The 14,389-nt window shown below is 64.7% G+C and carries 16 protein-coding genes; 11 read left to right on the forward strand and 5 right to left on the reverse strand.

The features are described 5' to 3' along the window. Positions 1 to 68: 68 nt before the first annotated feature. Complete coding sequence (locus ACSBOB_RS04385; protein ID WP_442581246.1) at positions 69 to 707, forward strand: class I SAM-dependent DNA methyltransferase; 639 nt, start codon at positions 69 to 71, stop codon at positions 705 to 707. A 311-nt stretch (positions 708 to 1,018) separates the two neighbouring features. Next, on the forward strand, positions 1,019 to 1,600 hold the full coding sequence (locus tag ACSBOB_RS04390; RefSeq protein ID WP_442581247.1) for an MgtC/SapB family protein: 582 nt from the start codon (positions 1,019 to 1,021) through the stop codon (positions 1,598 to 1,600). A 61-nt stretch (positions 1,601 to 1,661) separates the two neighbouring features. Here ACSBOB_RS04390 and ACSBOB_RS04395 read toward each other — a convergent pair whose 3' ends face one another. Next, a complete protein-coding gene (locus ACSBOB_RS04395; RefSeq protein ID WP_442581248.1) occupies positions 1,662 to 2,240 on the reverse strand; it encodes a hypothetical protein in 579 nt (192 codons plus the stop codon). 130 nt (positions 2,241 to 2,370) lie between these two features. On the opposite strand from ACSBOB_RS04395, the gene ACSBOB_RS04400 reads away from it, so the two are divergent. The 5 genes from ACSBOB_RS04400 to ACSBOB_RS04420 all read left to right on the forward strand — a co-directional run bounded on the left by ACSBOB_RS04400 (position 2,371) and on the right by ACSBOB_RS04420 (position 8,108). After that, positions 2,371 to 2,499 (forward strand): hypothetical protein, encoded by a 129-nt coding sequence (locus tag ACSBOB_RS04400; protein WP_396644447.1) that lies wholly within the window; start codon positions 2,371 to 2,373, stop codon positions 2,497 to 2,499. Positions 2,500 to 2,565: 66 nt separating this feature from the next. Beyond that, the gene (gene leuC, locus ACSBOB_RS04405; protein WP_442581249.1) at positions 2,566 to 3,978 is read left to right on the forward strand and encodes a 3-isopropylmalate dehydratase large subunit; all 1,413 of its coding nucleotides are present in this window, start codon (positions 2,566 to 2,568) and stop codon (positions 3,976 to 3,978) included. Between the two features lie 182 nt (positions 3,979 to 4,160). Next, the gene (locus ACSBOB_RS04410; protein WP_442581250.1) at positions 4,161 to 5,348 is read left to right on the forward strand and encodes a diguanylate cyclase; all 1,188 of its coding nucleotides are present in this window, start codon (positions 4,161 to 4,163) and stop codon (positions 5,346 to 5,348) included. Positions 5,349 to 5,520: 172 nt separating this feature from the next. Beyond that, positions 5,521 to 6,750, forward strand: a complete 1,230-nt coding sequence (locus tag ACSBOB_RS04415; RefSeq protein ID WP_442581251.1) for a diguanylate cyclase — start codon at positions 5,521 to 5,523, stop codon at positions 6,748 to 6,750. Between the two features lie 161 nt (positions 6,751 to 6,911). After that, the gene (locus ACSBOB_RS04420) at positions 6,912 to 8,108 is read left to right on the forward strand and encodes a diguanylate cyclase domain-containing protein (protein WP_442581252.1); all 1,197 of its coding nucleotides are present in this window, start codon (positions 6,912 to 6,914) and stop codon (positions 8,106 to 8,108) included. A 5-nt stretch (positions 8,109 to 8,113) separates the two neighbouring features. On the opposite strand, the gene ACSBOB_RS04425 is transcribed toward ACSBOB_RS04420, so the two are convergent. From ACSBOB_RS04425 to ACSBOB_RS04435, 3 genes are all read right to left on the reverse strand, one after another. Further along, positions 8,114 to 8,965, reverse strand: coding sequence for a hypothetical protein (locus tag ACSBOB_RS04425; protein WP_442581253.1), 852 nt, complete (start codon positions 8,963 to 8,965; stop codon positions 8,114 to 8,116). Continuing rightward, positions 8,962 to 10,323: a hypothetical protein gene (locus ACSBOB_RS04430; protein WP_442581254.1), complete on the reverse strand. Its 1,362-nt coding sequence runs from the start codon at positions 10,321 to 10,323 to the stop codon at positions 8,962 to 8,964. Before ACSBOB_RS04430 ends, ACSBOB_RS04425 begins: the two co-directional genes overlap by 4 nt. A gap of 136 nt (positions 10,324 to 10,459) precedes the next feature. Next, positions 10,460 to 10,834, reverse strand: coding sequence for a hypothetical protein (locus ACSBOB_RS04435; protein WP_442581255.1), 375 nt, complete (start codon positions 10,832 to 10,834; stop codon positions 10,460 to 10,462). Positions 10,835 to 11,067: 233 nt separating this feature from the next. Here ACSBOB_RS04435 and ACSBOB_RS04440 point away from each other — a divergent pair, with 233 nt between their 5' ends. Further along, positions 11,068 to 11,409: a hypothetical protein gene (locus ACSBOB_RS04440; RefSeq protein ID WP_442581256.1), complete on the forward strand. Its 342-nt coding sequence runs from the start codon at positions 11,068 to 11,070 to the stop codon at positions 11,407 to 11,409. Positions 11,410 to 11,442: 33 nt separating this feature from the next. Here the strand turns inward: ACSBOB_RS04440 and ACSBOB_RS04445 are convergent, their stop codons facing one another. Beyond that, positions 11,443 to 11,565 (reverse strand): hypothetical protein, encoded by a 123-nt coding sequence (locus ACSBOB_RS04445; RefSeq protein WP_442581257.1) that lies wholly within the window; start codon positions 11,563 to 11,565, stop codon positions 11,443 to 11,445. 155 nt (positions 11,566 to 11,720) lie between these two features. Here ACSBOB_RS04445 and sdhC point away from each other — a divergent pair, with 155 nt between their 5' ends. Genes sdhC through sdhA form a run of 3 tightly spaced genes read left to right on the forward strand, consistent with a single transcriptional unit; the run spans position 11,721 to position 14,378 of the window. Further along, positions 11,721 to 12,137 carry a succinate dehydrogenase, cytochrome b556 subunit gene (gene sdhC / locus ACSBOB_RS04450; RefSeq protein ID WP_442581258.1) on the forward strand — a complete coding sequence of 139 codons (417 nt, stop codon included), beginning with the start codon at positions 11,721 to 11,723 and terminating at the stop codon, positions 12,135 to 12,137. A 2-nt stretch (positions 12,138 to 12,139) separates the two neighbouring features. After that, positions 12,140 to 12,535: a succinate dehydrogenase, hydrophobic membrane anchor protein gene (gene sdhD, locus ACSBOB_RS04455; protein WP_442581259.1), complete on the forward strand. Its 396-nt coding sequence runs from the start codon at positions 12,140 to 12,142 to the stop codon at positions 12,533 to 12,535. Between the two features lie 4 nt (positions 12,536 to 12,539). Then, a complete protein-coding gene (sdhA, locus tag ACSBOB_RS04460) occupies positions 12,540 to 14,378 on the forward strand; it encodes a succinate dehydrogenase flavoprotein subunit (RefSeq protein WP_442581260.1) in 1,839 nt (612 codons plus the stop codon). The last annotated feature ends 11 nt before the right edge of the window (positions 14,379 to 14,389 follow it).

The following is a 14,389-nucleotide window of genomic DNA, read 5'->3' on the forward strand; positions in this document are numbered from 1 at the left end:
CTGTTTCGCTTGCCGTGGCGGCCGTGTCCTGCCAGTTTTCCGAAAACATCGATCGGGGAGGCAGGCGGGTGAGCACTTCGGACAAGGCGGCGGCCGCGTTGGAAACCGTCTACACCGCCGGAACGCCGGAGGCGCTGGCGCAAGCCTATGCGGCCTGGGCAGCGACGTATGACGGCGAAACCGCGGCGCTGGGCTACCTCCTGCCGTTCCTCATCCCGGCCTGGGTGACGCGCTACGTGCCTGCGGGCGAAGGTCCTTTGCTCGACGCCGGTTGCGGCACCGGGCTCTCCGGTCCCCAGCTCAAGGCGCTTGGCTACGCCAACCTGGCCGGTCTCGACCTGTCGCCGGACATGCTGAAGATTGCGGGCTCGCGCGGCAGCTACAACGATCTGCGCGAGGCTGCCCTCGGTGGCCCACTGCCGTGGCCGGACGGCCATTTCCGCGCCTTCTTCTCGACCGGCGTGTTCACGATGGGCCATGCGCCGGCCTCGGGTCTGCACGACCTCGTGCGCATCACGCGAAAGGATGGCCACGCGATCTTCACGGTGCGCGACCAGGTTTTCGAGAAGGGTGGCTTTCGCTCCGTGTTCGACGAACTGGAACGCAACGGCAAATGGCGGCCGGTCGAGGAAAGCCCCTGGTTCCGGTGCTATGCGATCGCCGAGCCTGACGCGGTGGTGAAGGCGTTCGTGTTCAAGGTGTGTTGAAATCGCACTCTAGAGAGGGACCCCAGGAATCCGTCAATGCGCATAGAGGTAGAGTTCGAAGAAATTGAGCTGGATGGCGACTATGGATCGGTGGATAGCTTGCGAATTTCTTGCCCACATTGCGGTGGGTGCGCGGAAGTTTTTGGCCGAAGTCTGAGTTCTGCCCGCCGAGCTGCGGCAGAATTGCATGATCATTGTACGTGTCCGGGTTCGAAGTTCTTCGATCTCGGTGAATGGGATGATGATTGAAGCTTTGTGTTCGGAACCTCGCCGATGCCGCCGCGTTAGCGGCCAGCGCTTGAGGGAGTTCCATGGAACAGCTCGTCGAGGAATTTGGCCATCCGACCTACACGTCGTTCCCGGTGATCGCCGCGCGCTTGCTGCTGGCGACGATTTTCGGCGCGGCGATCGGTTTCGAGCGCGAATGGCGCAACCGGCCGGCGGGGCTGCGCACCCATATCCTCGTCTGCGTGGCCTCGGCGACCTTCGCCATCCTGACCATCGAGATCATCCACGCGCCGATGTTCACCACCGACGTGCTCAAGGATGCGGTGAAGGTCGATCCGATCCGTATCGTCGAGGCGGTGACGGCCGGCGTGGCGTTCCTCGCCGCCGGCGTCGTCATTTTTACGCGCGGGCAGGTGCACGGGCTGACGACGGGCGCCGGCATGTGGCTGGCCGGCGCCATCGGCGTGGCCTGCGGTCTCGGCCTCTGGCAGATCGCGCTGTTCTCGACGCTGCTGGCGCTGATCGTGCTGGTGATGCTCTACACCGTCGAAAGCCGGATGGATATGAACCAGGGCGAGGATTTCGAGTTGCCGGAGGAGGAACGCGGGTCGGCCAAGCGGGCGAAGGAGAACGATCTATCGAAGATGAAGCCCGCCAAAGGCTAAGGGCTCGCTGGCCTGAACGAGCGCTCAACGTTCCAAGATGGTCGGGTGCTTGCGGCGTCCGCTATTTCCAGTAGTCCGGATCGGCAGCTTTTTTTGCCAGCCAATCCGCGTACTTTGCTCGTCCATGGAATCCGTCCCCAAACTCAAACCCCAAACCGTTCGCGCATTTGATCATGCCCGCCATCAGAAACCATCCGGCCCGCCACGGCAGTACGTCCGAGCGGAATGTTAGGTTGATGACATAATCCCCGTCGCCGTAGTCGGGAGTGGAGACGCCCAACTCACTCAGGTCGGCATTAAGGTTTCTCGGTACGAAGTCTTGCATCCCGGTGGGTCGCGCTATGAAGTGTCCCGTTCCGTCTGGATGTGTTTCCTGTTGTTTTAAGAGTTCGGGGTTGATGGTAAACGCATAGGGAGAATCGGGACCAAGTCGTGTGACACTGACTTCAAGCTCGACCGGCTTGCCTTCAAACGTAACGACGAATCCGCCGACGCCTGGCGCTTCTGTCAAAGGCTTGTCCATCGCGCCGGGAACGACGGCGATCACTATCGGATAGTGCAACTCACCGAGGCATCGGTTGATTGCAGCGGGCGTCGGCCAATCCGACGCATGAACCGCGACATGGTAGTCAACGCCCATACCAACAGCTTTCCCGATAACGATATCCTACGATGTCACTCGGCAGGCTGGTGCGCAACGACACTGGATCAGCTCTTGCTATGACCATCGCAGAAATGACCGACAATTGCCGCCGCGTCAAAAGCTTGGTATGAGCGGCGCGATGGAAGAGCTTTTCGGAGATCCGAGCTACAAGGGCTTCGTGCTGCAGGACAAGAAGCGCCTGCCCGCGCGGTTCTTTGCGCGTATCTCGGGCGCGCTGCTTTCCCGACTTCGCTGAGGCCGACGGGCTTCCGGCTGCGGCCGGACTTTTCCTCCTTCCCTTTCCTATCGACGGATAAAGACCATGAGCGCACCGCGCACCCTCTACGACAAGATATTCGACGATCACGTCGTCGACCGCCAGGATGACGGCACCTGCCTGCTCTACATCGACCGCCACCTGGTGCATGAAGTGACCAGCCCGCAGGCTTTCGAGGGCCTGCGCATGACGGGGCGCACGGTGCGTCATCCGGAGAAGACGCTGGCCGTGGTCGACCACAATGTGCCGACCTCCGCCGACCGCAAGCTCGGCATCAACCGCAACGAGGAAAGCCGTATCCAGATCGCAGCACTTGCGACCAATGCCAAGGATTTCGGCGTCGAATATTATTCGGAGAACGATATCCGCCAGGGCATCGTTCACATCATCGGCCCCGAGCAGGGTTTTACGCTCCCCGGCATGACCATCGTCTGCGGCGACAGCCACACCTCGACGCATGGCGCGTTTGGCGCGCTGGCGCACGGTATCGGCACGTCGGAGGTCGAGCACGTGCTCGCCACCCAGACGCTGATCCAGCGCAAGGCCAAGAACATGCTGGTGCGGGTCGACGGGCAACTGCCGGCGGGCGTTACGGCCAAGGACATCATCCTCGCCATCATCGGCGAGATCGGCACGGCGGGTGGTACCGGATACGTCATCGAATACGCTGGCGAGGCCATCCGCGCGCTGTCGATGGAAGGCCGCATGACCATCTGCAACATGTCGATCGAAGGCGGCGCCCGGGCCGGCCTGATCGCGCCCGACGAGACGACTTTCGCCTACGTCAAGGACAAGCCGCGGGCGCCGAAAGGCGAGGCGTGGGACATGGCGCTGGACTACTGGAAGACGCTGAAGACCGACGAAGGCGCGCATTTCGACAAGGTCATCGTGCTGGACGCGGCGAAGCTGCCGCCGATCGTCACCTGGGGCTCGTCGCCCGAGGACGTCGTCTCGGTCACCGGCATCGTGCCGGACCCGGCGACGATCGAGGACGAGAACAAGCGGACCTCCAAGCAGCGCGCACTCGACTATATGGGCCTGACGCCCGGCACCAAGATGACCGACGTTACGCTCGACCGCGTCTTCATCGGCTCCTGCACCAACGGCCGCATCGAGGATCTGCGCGCCGTGGCCAAAGTGGTCGACGGCAAGAAGGTCGCGCCGACCGTTGACGCCATGATCGTGCCGGGTTCCGGTCTGGTGAAGGAGCAGGCGGAGGCAGAAGGCCTCGACAAGATCTTCATCGAGGCCGGCTTCGACTGGCGCGAGCCCGGCTGCTCCATGTGCCTCGCCATGAACGACGACCGGTTGAAGCCGCATGAGCGCTGCGCCTCGACCTCGAACCGCAATTTCGAGGGCCGCCAGGGTTTCAAGGGCCGCACCCATCTGGTGTCGCCGGCGATGGCGGCGGCGGCGGCCATCGCCGGGCATTTCGTCGACATCCGCGACTGGAACTGATCGTCCGGCGCTTCTTCGCGGCGAGCTTCAGCCTCGCCGCGGAACTCCCTACCTGCTTCTCAATGTCGATGTTCGGTCGAACCACGGGCAGCCCTTTGGGCTGACCGTGGCTTGCGGCTTAACGTCTTGTTTGCAGCTTTCTTCTAGCGTCCGACATCAGGGCAACCGCGAGCTATGAGGCGTTGAACCAGGGACTTTTCATAGCGCTGCTCAACCCGGCGGTTTCGCTGGCGCTGGCGGTGTCGTTTTTCGTCCTGTGGTTCGTCCAGCGCTGGCTTCGCCATGCCCTGCTGTTGTGTGCCGGCTACCTGTGCTGCATGGGCGCCTTCGCGCTTCAGGGCTTCGAATTCGGCATGGGTTTTGCGGCATCGAGGCTTCTTTCCAACTTTCTATTCTTCGCCGCCATGTTCCTGATCGCATCCGCCGCCGTTTCCCGAACAGGGCAGCGGCCTCCTTACGGGGCACTCGCGATTTGCACGGCTGTGGGCATGGCAGCCTTCATCTGGTTCCTCGTGGGACTGCCGGATTTCGAGAAGCGGGTCTTTGCCGTCAATTTCGGTCTCGGCGCAATGTGCGTCGTTCTCGCCGTCACATTGTATCGTGCGCCGAAGCGCATGATGATCGACCGGGCGATCGTCTGGGTCGCGGCGCTCGGGGCGCTCGACTTCTTCATCCGGCCGGTGCTTTCGGCCCTGTTCGCCGGCGGGTATCCCCTCATGGCCGGCATGACCACACCCTATTGGCTGGTGACCAATTTGTCGGCGCTGATCCTGATGCTGGTGATCGCACTGATGCTGTTCAGCGCCGTGGCGCTCGACGCGATCTATCAGCTGCGCACGGAATCACACACCGATGCGCTGTCTGGCCTGCTCAACCGCCGTGGTTTCCACGAGAGGACGGCAGCCTTCTTCGCCAATCCGAGGGTTCCCAGGGTGCCTGTCGGCCTCGTGCTTGCGGATCTCGATCACTTCAAGGCCGTGAACGACCGCCATGGCCACGCGGTCGGCGACGTGGTGATCACCGCCTTTGCCGGACTGCTCCGGCAGGCGGGCGCCGACAAGGCGATCATCGGGCGCACCGGCGGCGAGGAGTTCGCGGTCTTCATGCCGCAATGCGATCTCGGCGCGGCGCGGCTCTTCGCCGAGGGCGTGCGGGCCGCGCTTTCGTCGGGAGCGCTGGAACAGGTGACGCCCCGCCTCGGCCCGGTCACCTGCAGCTTCGGGGTCGCGGCGCGGATCGGGGACGAGAGCCTCGATGCGCTTTTCAAGCGCGCCGACGACGCGCTCATGCAGGCCAAGCGCGCCGGGCGTGACCGTGTCCGCGTCACCCATCTCAGGCCGGATGCGGCGGAGTGGCGCACCGGCGCGTGAGCGAGGTTCTGCCGAAGGCTGCGGCGCCGGCGGGGCAGGCCAAAACCAGTCGATATACGGACGATGACCGTTTGCGGCCTTCTCCCGAACGGGCGAAGGCCGGCCGAGGCTTAACCACTTCTTTGCCGCTCGTGCCTATCGTCTTCCCTCACGGAAACTCATCGGAAGCGGCGTGGATCAGGAGCTTTTCATTGCTCTGCTTAATCCTTCGCTGTCGGCAGTCTTGTCGGCGGCGTTTTTCGTGCTGTGGATGATGCGGCGCCAGTGGCACTACGTGCTGCAACTCTCCCTCTGCTATGGGATGATCGCGGCCGGCTTCGTGCTGCAGGGTTTTCAGGTCGGGCTGGGCTTCGAAGGGTCGAAGCTCGTGTCCAACGTGTTGTTCTTCGCCGCGGTATTCCTGTTCATCGCGGCGATTGTCGACCGGCAAAAACTGCCGCTGCCAAAATGGCCGCTGCTTGTCTCTGCGGCTGCCGGCCTGTCGGCGTTCACCTGGTTCCTGATCGTCGCACCCAATTTCGCCGCCCGCATCTTCGCGGTCAATTATGGGCTCGGGGCGATGTGCGCGGTTGGCGTGCTCACATTGGCGCAGGCGAAGAGCCCGACGCCTGTCGACCGGCTGCTGACGTGGCTGGCGGCGCTGCGTGCCCTCGATTTTTTCGTCCGGCCGGCGGTGGTGGCCCTCTTCGACGGCCAGGCCGGACAGATGTCCCTCACCAGTTCCGCCTACTGGCTGACGACGAGCCTTTCGGTTGTCATCGCGTCGCTGCTGTTCGCACTGACGCTGCTCACGGCGATAGCGTCCGATATCATCCAGGAATTCCGAACGGAATCGGCCACCGACGCTCTTTCCGGCCTCCTCAACCGCCGCGGCCTGGCGGAGAGGGCCTTGCCGTATTTCGGCCGGGGCAAACTCGGCGCCGCGCCGCTCGGTCTCGTGTTGGCGGATCTCGACCACTTCAAGGCCGTCAACGACCTGCATGGACACGCGACCGGCGACGCCGTCATCGTATCATTTTCCCGGTTGCTGACCGATGTCGCCGGCGGCCGCGCGATCGTCGGCAGGACCGGCGGCGAGGAGTTCGCGATCCTCCTGCCGCATTGCGATCTGGCGATGACCCGACTGCTTGCCGAGGGCGTCCGGACGGGCCTGGCGGACGGGGGGCTGGAAGACGTGACGCCCGACCTTGGCCGCATCACCTGCAGCTTCGGCGTCGCGACGCGAATAGGGGACGAGAGCCTCGAGGCTTTGTTCAAGCGCGCCGACGATGCGCTGATGCAGGCCAAGCGCGCCGGCCGCGACCGCGTCCGCGTGACCTATGTCCAGCCGGATATGAATGCGTGTCTCCAGCCGGATACGGATGCGTGGGCGGGTGCAGCGGAGCGGCGCGTCGGCGCTTGAGCGAGCCACGCTCGGGCGTCGCACCGTCGGGCGGCCGCGCAAGGACCGCTGCACAGTTGAAAATTGCACCTGCCTGTCGGGCCGCGCCTCGCGGTTAACGGCTTCTTCGCACGCATGTGCTTTCACTTTCCATGACCCGCATGATGCGGCGGAGGGACCGGATGAGCGGCGCGGGATTTATCCTGGCGATCAATTTCGTCGTGGCGGGCCTGCTTGCCGCCGCGTTCGTGACCGTTGCTCTCTATGACGCCAGGTTGACGGCGGCGCGCTGGTTCGCGTTCGGCTATATGCTCGGCATGGCCTATTTCGGCGTCGAGTTCATGATCTATGCGCTGGGTAGCAACACGCCGGCGGTGGTGTTCTCCTTCACCATAGTGCTGGCCGGCATGGCGCTGTTCAATGTCGGCCTGGCCCAGAAATATTCCGTCCAGAATCCGCGCACCGTCATCGCCATAACCTTCATCCTGTCGGTCGTCATCTGCACCTTGATCCAGGATCTGCCGCGCACCTCGTTCTGGCGGATGCTCGCCTATCAGGCTCCCTATTTCGTCATGCAGATGATCGGCGTCTGGATCGTCGGCTTCTCGCGCGCCCGTGGCCGGCTCGATACGGTGCTGCTGGTCGTGCTGGCGGCGAGCGCCCTGCAATTCCTGTCGAAACCGTTCCTGATGGTGTTTCTGGGCGGCACGGGAGCCACGGCGCAGGACTATCTCAAGACCAACTACGCCCTGTTCTCGCAGACGCTGTCCACCATCTTCGCCATCGGCGTGGCGCTGCTGATGCTGGTCGTGATGGTCCGCGACATTCTCGCCGATGTCACCTCCAAGTCGGAGACCGACACCCTGTCAGGGCTCAACAATCGTGGCGGCTTCGAGCGCCATGCGGGGGAGGCCATGGAGGATGCGTCGCGGCAAGGCATGCCGGTGACGCTGGTCATCGCCGATCTCGATCATTTCAAGGCGGTGAACGATACATACGGCCACGCCAGCGGCGACCGCGTCATCCAGGCCTTCGCCAGCCTCCTGAAGAGTGCGGCGGGCGGCAGGCATGTGGCGGCGAGATTGGGCGGCGAGGAGTTCGCCATTATCCTGCCCGGCTCGAACCTGATCGCTGCGCGGCTGTTCGCCGAGGGCACCCGCAGCGCCTTCTCGGCACTGCCCATCGTCGGACTGCCGGCGGACAAGCGCTTCACCGCGAGCTTCGGGGTCGCCGAGCTGCTGCCGTTCGAAAGCCTCTCAGGACTGATGCGCCGTGCCGACGAGGCGCTGTATGCGGCCAAGAAGGACGGCCGCGATTGCGTAAGGGTTTCCCGGACCGCCGCGGTCATGCCGCGTCTGCTGGCGGGCCGGACGGGCTGATTCTTCTATTTTTTTCTGGCGGTCTTGGTGTCCGACGCGGTGACCAGGCGGTAATTCGCCAGTTCCTGGCGCGAAAAGTAATAGAGGGCGCGGGGCGGCGTATCCAGCGCATGCAGCCACAGCGCCGGATCGACATCCATGGAGGCGAGGTGACGCGAGATGCGCGCGGTCGTCGCCTGCGCATCGGCCATGATCTGCGCCGGGGCCGATTCGATTGCCGTGGCGGCGTAGAACTGGTGTACGCCGATCGCCGCCTTTTCGCCGGCCGCGCGGTGTCTTCCGCCGGCCATCAGCAGCGGGCAGGAGGAGGCGCAGAGCGCGCCATCGCCCACCTCGGTGTCGAGGCCGCGTTCGCGGATCAGCCGCGCCATCGCCATGGCGTCGTCCAGCGCGCCGCCGGGCGAATTGAGCGAGACGAGTTTCACATACTCGCCACGCTCGCTCATTTCGGCCGCGAAACGGTCGGCAGTTCCCGGCTGGATGCTGCCGGTCGCCCGGAGTCGACCGCCGGGTTCGAGCGTAAAACTCATCGGTTTGCCGAGCACGCCCTCATCGGTCGTGAGGAATGGGCGGGGATCGGTGGACGGCGCTTCCGGCACGCCGATGTCAACGGCCGGCGGCAGCACCGGCGCCGGATCGGCCGGCGAGGCGATGCCGGCCAGGGCCCAGCCATTGGTTTCGGCCAGATCGCGCAGGTCCATCGCCAGCACGCCGATCGCGCCGATCAGCAGGCCGCGGAACGCCCAGCGGATAACCTCGCCATCGTCGAAGCGCGAGAGATAACGCCAGAGCAGGTTGCGCTGTAGCTTGCCGTCGCCCGGCAGCCCAACTTGCGAACCGTTGACGGGCAGGCTCATGGATCAAAACGCTTTCGGTCGGAGAGCGCCAGCGCCGTCACGTTCTCTGCCGTGGCCTGACGGGCGGGTGGCTCCGGCCGTTCCGGCTCGGCCGGCGGCGCTGCTTCGGCCACGACAGCTGCTGGCGCCGGGATGCCGGCGACGCTTTCCGCCTCCCGCTGCGCGCGCAGCTTTGCCTGAAGCAGCTCATTGTATTTGAGCGAGCGCAGCATGTCGCCTGCGGTGATGCGGTCGGCCTCTTCCAGATCATCCTCGCCGCGCCGCATGATGCCATGCACCACGGCCATGATGCCGACCAGCACGGCGGGCAGCAGGTCGATGGAGATGGCGCCGGCCCAACTCGGGATGAAGTCGCCGGCGTAGCGCAGCACCGCCTCGGCGGAGGTCAGCGGCACGTAGCGCCGCTCCGGCACCTTCGGCTGGTTGAGAATTTCGGCGGCGGCGTCGGACAGCGCCTTCGACTGTGCAGCGACCGAGCCGCGGATCGTCGTCATGACCTGGTCCTGCCGGCCGGCGAGGTCCGGCGTGGTGCCGTCGGCGACCGGCGCGATGAAGCCGACCGAAAGGTCGGCGGCGGCACGGGTGACGGAGGCGGCGATCGAGGTCTGCTCCAGCGAGGAGATCACGCCCGACAACGCCACGGATTCGGCGGCGAACTGGTCGGAGCGCTGTTCGATCGGTCCCGGCGCCGAGACCAGCCCGCGCATGGTCGCCAGATGTTTCTGTCCCTGCTCGAAAGCCTGCTGGATCGGTTCGCGCGACGACTGGATCGTGGTCTCCAGTTCCTTCATCTGCGCGGCCATCTGGCTGAGCAACTGCACGACGCTGCCGGAGCCGGAGGTACCGGTCAGCGCGCCCGACGTCTGTTCGTCGGCGGCGAGACGAGAAAACCGCTCGCCGGCGCGCTGGATGTCGGGCAGCAGCGACAGCGCGCCGAGCGCGTTGCCGTGCGCCTGGTCGAGGTCGGCGGTGTATTCCTCGATGGTGATGGCGAGATGCTGCTCCACCGCCGCCGAGCCGGCCAGGGCGGCCGCGTTCAACCAGGACGACATGGCGATGATCATCGCCGATCCCACAGCCATGATGCCGAGCAGCGCCAGGCGCGAGCCGCCGTCGCGCATCTCAGGCAGGAAGCGGATCAGATACGTCCAGAAGCCGTACATGGCGACGGAAACCGACGCCGAATAGATGACTGCCGCGAAGAACACGACGGTCGCGGAACCGTCGAGCAGGCTGCGCACGCCGAGATAGGTGTAGACGCCGCTCGCCAGCGCCAGCGTGGCGAGCACGAAGCGCGTCATGGTTTCGAGACCGGCGATATGGTCCTTCAGCCGGCGAGACTGGGCCGCATGGCTCATCGATGGTTAACCGTTCCTGAACACGCGGAGCTTGGCCGGACAAAGATGACCGAATCAGGGCCGCGCCACGACCTGACGTGGCTCAGCCTTTTGCCGCGAATCTTAGAGCCCGCGCCAACCCCGCGTCGTCGCGTGCTTATTGGCAGGGCCCGCCTTGCAGCGGGATCTCGCCCTGGTCGAAGCCGTACATATAGCTGCGGCCCTTCACCAGCACCGGCGGCCGATAGCACTCGCCAATGACGACCTCGCCAGTCCGATCCGAATAGATCACCTCCGGTTCGTCGGTGCGCGCGGGTTGGCCGGCGCCGACATATTTGGCCAGGCGCTCCGCCTCGTGGCCTTCGCCGACGAGGATGCGCTTGAAGCCGGCGGAACTTTCGATGACGAGGTTGCCAAAACTATCGGCATAGACCCGGTCGCGATCCCAGGCGGCGGCCGGCGTGGCAGCGGTGATCGCAAGCGCCGCGCTCATCGCGACGCCTGCGAGAATTCCAAGTCCGAGACGCATCATGCTCTCCTTCGATCGAGGCGAAAGCCTCCTCGATTCGCGAAGTTAATCCATTCTTAACCAAAGTTAAGCGTGAGGCATGACGGCAGACGGCCTATCGTTTGGTATGGTTAATTTACGATGATCGCGGGGCGCGAACCCGGTGGATAGCACGGCCTGCCCTGCCGATGCCCCATTGATAGGCGATCGTGTCACCCTGTATGCAATTTTACCCGCTATTGCCCAGGGAGGTTGTGTTGCGTCGGACCACTCGGGTTGCCCTCCTCGCCCTTCCCTTCGCCTGTCTTGCCGCCTGCGTCGGAGAGGGCGACGCTGGCTCCACCCATGCCGCGGCCAGCGCGGCGGGGGCGGCGGGCCGGCCAGGGCTCACCACCTATCGCTGCGAAGACGGTACGATCACGGTGGACAACCGCGCAAGCGAGGTCGTGCTTACCGATACGACCGGCGAGAGCGTGACGCTGCCTGCCGCGCCGCCCGAACAGCGCTCGCGCTACGGCCTGCCCGGCTATGCGCTGGTGCTGGAAGGAAACCAGGCGCTTTACGTCAAGGGCGGCAAGCCGATGGACTGCGCCCGATAGACTGGCACGCAGGTTTGCCGGCTCCAGAAAGTATCAAAACATTTTTTTCCCAATGCCGGCATAATCGCCGGCCAGATGTGGATTTCTGTCCACCGACAGCCGGCTCTTGCTGGCCGCTACAGCTTCAAACGATTGAAGTGCACTGCCCGCGCGCATTGCTCATTCTTCGTGACTAAAGCCGCGCGCCGCAACGGTTTTTTGCCCTTTGACGCGGTGCAAAAAGAGCATTAAGTACCCGTCGTCCAGTCGCTTTCGGATACGGTCCAAGTCGTTCCGGCGACATGGATGGGCGACGACGACAAGGGGCAGCCATGAGCCAATCACCAGCCACCCGCCAAAGCCCGCGCGCCCGGCCGCTTTCGCCGCATCTGACCATCTACCGCCCGCCGATCACCATGACGATGTCGATCATCCATCGCATCACCGGCGGCGCACTGTATTTCGGTACGCTGCTGGTGGCCTGGTGGCTGATCGCGGCTTCGACGTCGCAAAGCTATTTCGATTTCGTCGATGGCATCTTCGGCTCCTGGCTCGGGCGGCTCGTGCTGTTCGGTTACACGTGGGCGCTGATGCACCACATGATGGGCGGTATCCGCCATCTCGTCTGGGACACCGGCGCCGGGCTGGAGAAGCACACGGCGTCGAAGATCGCCTGGGCGACGCTGGCAGCCTCCGTCGTGCTGACGCTGGGTATCTGGATCGGCGGCTATCTGGCGCGGGGAGCCTGACCATGAGCGGCGGCAACAAGGATATGCGTACCGCGCTCGGAAAAGTCCGCGGCCTGGGTTCGGCCCGCGAAGGCACCGAGCATTTCTGGCGGCAGCGGCTGACGGCGATCGCCAACATCCCGCTGACGCTGTTCTTCGTCGGCTTGCTGGTGGCGCTGAACGGCGCAGGCTTCGCCGAGACGCGCGCCGTGCTCGCCAGCCCGTTCGTGGCTCTGGTGCTGCTGCTCTTCGTGATCTCCGGCCTCTACCATATGCGCCTCGGCATGCAGGTCATCATTGAGGACTATATCCACGGCGAAGGCATGAAGCTCGCGCTGCTGCTCGCCAACACCTTCTTCACCATCGCGGTCGGCGTCTTTACCGGCTTCGCGCTGCTCAAAATGGCGTTCGGGGGCTGATCCAGTGGCACAGGCAACATCGGCGGCCGCCGGCAAAGGCTATAATTTCGTCGACCACAAGTTCGACGTGGTGGTGGTGGGCGCCGGCGGCGCCGGCCTGCGCGCCACGCTGGGCATGGCCGAGCAGGGTTTGAAGACGGCCTGCATCACCAAGGTTTTTCCGACGCGCTCGCATACCGTCGCAGCGCAGGGCGGCATCGCCGCCTCGCTGCAGAACATGACGCCCGACAGCTGGCAGTGGCACCTCTACGACACCGTCAAGGGCTCCGACTGGCTCGGCGACGTCGATGCCATGCAATACATGGTCATGGAGGCGCCGAAGGCTGTCTACGAGTTGGAGCATTACGGCGTGCCCTTCTCGCGCAACGAGGAAGGCAAGATCTACCAGCGCCCGTTCGGCGGCCACATGCAGAATTTCGGCGCCGGCCCGCCGGTGCAGCGCACCTGCGCCGCAGCTGACCGCACCGGACACGCCATCCTGCACACGCTTTACGGTCAGTCGCTGCGCCACAGCGCGCAGTTCTTCATCGAATATTTCGCACTCGACCTGATCATGGAGCCGGACGGCCGCTGCACGGGCGTGGTTGCCTGGAATCTCGACGACGGCACAATCCACCGCTTCTCGGCCAAGATGGTGGTGCTGGCCACCGGCGGCTATGGCCGCGCCTATTTCTCGGCCACGTCGGCGCACACCTGCACGGGCGACGGCGGCGGCATGGTGGCGCGCGCCGGCCTGCCGCTGCAGGACATGGAGTTCGTGCAGTTCCACCCGACCGGCATCTACGGCGCCGGCTGCCTGATCACCGAGGGTGCGCGCGGCGAGGGCGGCTATCTGGTCAACTCCGAGGGCGAGCGCTTCATGGAGCGCTACGCGCCGTCGGCCAAGGACCTTGCTTCCCGCGACGTGGTTTCGCGCTGCATGACATTGGAAATCCGCGAAGGTCGCGGTGTGGGCAAGAACAAGGACCATATCTTCCTGCACCTCGACCATCTCGACCCGGCGGTGCTGCACGAGCGTCTGCCCGGGATTTCGGAATCGGCGAAGATCTTTTCAGGCGTCGACGTCACGCGCGAGCCGATCCCGGTCCTGCCGACCGTGCACTACAATATGGGCGGCGTGCCGACGAATTATTGGGGCGAGGTGCTGAACCCGACGCAGGATGATCCGGACCGCGTTTCGCCCGGCCTCATGGCGGTGGGCGAGGCGGCCTGCGCCTCGGTGCACGGCGCCAACCGGCTCGGCTCCAACTCGCTGATCGACCTCGTCGTGTTCGGCCGGGCCGCAGCCATCCGCGCCGGCCAGGTGATCGACCGCAATTCGGCGATCCCTGCCATTAACGAAGCCTCGGTGGACAAGATCATGGATCGCTTCGACCGGCTGCGCAACGCCGGCGGCTCGACGCCGACCGCCGTGCTGCGCGAGAAGATGCAACGCGCCATGCAGGAGGACGCCGCCGTGTTCCGAACGCAGGAATCGCTGGAAAACGGCTGCAAGCGCATCTCGGCGATCTGGGGCGAGCTGAAGGACATAAAAGTATCCGACCGCTCGATGATCTGGAATTCCGACCTGGTCGAGACGCTGGAGCTCGAAAACCTGATGGCGAATGCGATCACCACCGTCTACGGCGCGGAGGCCCGCAAGGAAAGCCGCGGGTCCCACGCCCGCGAGGACTATACGTCCGGCCCGTTCGGCGGCCGCGACGACGAGAACTGGCGCAAGCACACGCTCGCCTGGGTGAACGAGGCGGGCGACGTCAAGCTGGACTACCGCCCGGTCCATACCGACCTGATCGCCGACGGCATCGATCCGCACAAGATCGAGCCCAAGGCGCGTGTGTATTGAGGAGAGTGCAA

The sequence above is a fragment of the Mesorhizobium sp. KACC 23794 genome (assembly GCF_052180275.1).
In the GTDB taxonomy this organism is placed as follows: Bacteria; Pseudomonadota; Alphaproteobacteria; order Rhizobiales; family Rhizobiaceae; genus Kumtagia.

Bases quoted from the DNA above. Each gene is read 5' to 3' on its own strand.
- ACSBOB_RS04390 (WP_442581247.1), top strand. From the start codon at position 1,019: ATGGAACAGCTCGTCGAGGAATTTGGCCATCCGACCTACACGTCGTTC.
- ACSBOB_RS04400 (WP_396644447.1), top strand. From the start codon at position 2,371: ATGAGCGGCGCGATGGAAGAGCTTTTCGGAGATCCGAGCTACAAGGGC.
- ACSBOB_RS04445 (WP_442581257.1), bottom strand. From the start codon at position 11,565: ATGCGCGCGGGCAGTGCACTTCAATCGTTTGAAGCTGTAGCGGCCAGC.
- leuC (WP_442581249.1), top strand. From the start codon at position 2,566: ATGAGCGCACCGCGCACCCTCTACGACAAGATATTCGACGATCACGTC.
- ACSBOB_RS04435 (WP_442581255.1), bottom strand. From the start codon at position 10,834: ATGATGCGTCTCGGACTTGGAATTCTCGCAGGCGTCGCGATGAGCGCG.
- ACSBOB_RS04430 (WP_442581254.1), bottom strand. From the start codon at position 10,323: ATGAGCCATGCGGCCCAGTCTCGCCGGCTGAAGGACCATATCGCCGGT.
- ACSBOB_RS04425 (WP_442581253.1), bottom strand. From the start codon at position 8,965: ATGAGCCTGCCCGTCAACGGTTCGCAAGTTGGGCTGCCGGGCGACGGC.
- ACSBOB_RS04420 (WP_442581252.1), top strand. From the start codon at position 6,912: ATGAGCGGCGCGGGATTTATCCTGGCGATCAATTTCGTCGTGGCGGGC.
- sdhD (WP_442581259.1), top strand. From the start codon at position 12,140: ATGAGCGGCGGCAACAAGGATATGCGTACCGCGCTCGGAAAAGTCCGC.
- sdhC (WP_442581258.1), top strand. From the start codon at position 11,721: ATGAGCCAATCACCAGCCACCCGCCAAAGCCCGCGCGCCCGGCCGCTT.
- ACSBOB_RS04395 (WP_442581248.1), bottom strand. From the start codon at position 2,240: ATGGGCGTTGACTACCATGTCGCGGTTCATGCGTCGGATTGGCCGACG.